We start from the raw sequence: 2,500 nt of genomic DNA, 5'->3' as shown, positions 1-2,500 counted from the left end.
CTGTTTGCAGCGAGCTTAAGCCGTTAGGTGTAGGCGTAGCGAAAGCGAGTCTGAACAGGGCGTTCAGTTGCTGGCAGAAGACCCGAAACCGAGTGATCTAGCCATGGCCAGGCTGAAGGTGCGGTAACACGCACTGGAGGGCCGAACCCACGCCTGTTGAAAAAGTCGGGGATGAGCTGTGGCTAGGGGTGAAAGGCCAATCAAACTCGGAGATAGCTGGTTCTCCGCGAAATCTATTGAGGTAGATCGTCGCGTATTACCCCGGGGGGTAGAGCACTGGATGGGCTAGGGGGACCCAAAGTCTTACCAAACCTAACCAAACTCCGAATACCCGGAAGTATGAGCGCGGCAGACAGACGGTGGGTGCTAAGGTCCATCGTCGAGAGGGAAACAGCCCAGACCACCAGCTAAGGCCCCCAAATCGTGGCTAAGTGGGAAAGGATGTGGGGATTCCAAAACAACCAGGAGGTTGGCTTAGAAGCAGCCATCCTTTAAAGAAAGCGTAATAGCTCACTGGTCTAATAGAAACCCTGCGCCGAAAATGTAACGGGGCTCAAGCCACGTGCCGAAGCTGTGGGTGCACACATTGTGTGCGCGGTAGCGGAGCGTTCTGTAGGTCTGTGAAGGAGACGGGGTGACCCTCTCTGGAGATATCAGAAGTGCGAATGCTGACATGAGTAGCGATAAACAGTGCGAGAAACACTGTCGCCGAAAGTCCAAGGGTTCCTGCGCAAGGTTAATCCACGCAGGGTGAGCCGGCCCCTAAGGCGAGGGCGAAAGCCGTAGTCGATGGAAACCAGGTGAATATTCCTGGGCCTGCCAGAAGTGACGAATGGAACATGTTGTCGGGTCTTATCGGATTGATCCGGCTTTTTGACCATTCCAGGAAATAGCTCTGGCATATAGACCGTACCCTAAACCGACACAGGTGGACTGGTAGAGCATACCAAGGCGCTTGAGAGAACTATGCTGAAGGAACTAGGCAAATTGCTCGTGTAACTTCGGGATAAACGAGACCCATCGTTGGGCAACCATCGGTGGGTGGCACAGACCAGGGGGTAGCGACTGTTTAGTAAAAACACAGGGCTGTGCGAAGTCGAGAGACGACGTATACGGCCTGACGCCTGCCCGGTGCCGGAAGGTTAAGAGGAGGTGTGCAAGCACTGAATTGAAGCCCCGGTAAACGGCGGCCGTAACTATAACGGTCCTAAGGTAGCGAAATTCCTTGTCGGGTAAGTTCCGACCTGCACGAATGGCGTAACGACTTCCCCGCTGTCTCCAGCATAGGCTCAGCGAAATTGAATTCCCCGTGAAGATGCGGGGTACCCGCGGTCAGACGGAAAGACCCTATGAACCTTTACTGCAGCTTTGCAGTGGCATCAGAGGAATTCTGTGTAGGATAGGTGGGAGGCTATGAACCCGGGGCGCCAGTTCCGGTGGAGCCATCCTTGAAATACCACCCTGAATTTCTTTGATGTCTAACCGAGACCAGTAAGCCTGGTCCGGGACCCTGCATGGTGGGCAGTTTGACTGGGGCGGTCGCCTCCCAAAGTGTAACGGAGGCGCGCGATGGTGGGCTCAAGTCGGTCGGACATCGACTGTTGAGTGCAATGGCATAAGCCCGCCTGACTGCGAGAGTGACAGCTCGAGCAGAGACGAAAGTCGGCCATAGTGATCCGGTGGTCCCGCGTGGAAGGGCCATCGCTCAACGGATAAAAGGTACTCTAGGGATAACAGGCTGATCTCCCCCAAGAGTCCACATCGACGGGGAGGTTTGGCACCTCGATGTCGGCTCATCACATCCTGGGGCTGGAGCAGGTCCCAAGGGTTCGGCTGTTCGCCGATTAAAGTGGTACGTGAGCTGGGTTTAGAACGTCGTGAGACAGTTCGGTCCCTATCTGCCGTGGGTGTTGGAGACTTGAGAGGATTTGTCCCTAGTACGAGAGGACCGGGATGAACATACCTCTGGTGCACCGGTTGTCACGCCAGTGGCACAGCCGGGTAGCTAAGTATGGACGGGATAACCGCTGAAAGCATCTAAGCGGGAAACCCACCTCAAAACTAGGTCTCCCCAAGGGCCGTGATAGACCATCACGTCAATAGGCCAGGTGTGAAAGCGCGGTAACGCGTGCAGCTAACTGGTCCTAATCGCCCAATAGGCTCAATTACAGCCACCTAGCGTGGCACACACATGCACAGTAATCATCCACACCTCACACTCATAACAATACGCACCAACCAAAACACACTCACTCAGTGAGTGGGTTCGACGACCTGGTGGCTCTGGCGGGGATTGCCCCACCCGATCCCATCCCGAACTCGGACGTGAAAAGCCCCAGCGCCTATGATACTGCATCTTAAGATGCGGGAAAGTCGGTCGCCGCCAGGTCTTCAAACCCACTCATACTACACACAATCACCCCCGCGGGGTGGAGCAGCCCGGTAGCTCGTCAGGCTCATAACCTGAAGGTCACAGGTTCAAATCCTGTCCCCGCAACCA

The 2,500-nt window shown here is 55.4% G+C and carries 1 tRNA gene and 2 rRNA genes (1 of these 3 cut by a window edge); all 3 read left to right on the top strand.

The window, feature by feature from the left end:
* Positions 1-2,169 (top strand): 23S ribosomal RNA (locus HUK82_RS14135); it begins 570 nt to the left of the window's first position.
* A gap of 104 nt (positions 2,170-2,273) precedes the next feature.
* A 5S ribosomal RNA gene (gene rrf / locus HUK82_RS14130) occupies positions 2,274-2,389 on the top strand.
* Positions 2,390-2,423: 34 nt separating this feature from the next.
* Positions 2,424-2,500 (top strand) — tRNA-Met (locus HUK82_RS14125).

The organism is Ameyamaea chiangmaiensis (genome assembly GCF_013376175.1).
Lineage (GTDB): Bacteria > Pseudomonadota > Alphaproteobacteria > Acetobacterales > Acetobacteraceae > Ameyamaea > Ameyamaea chiangmaiensis.
The sequence above is the reverse complement of the archived record's forward strand: the minus strand, read 5'-3'. Positions and strand labels throughout refer to the sequence as shown.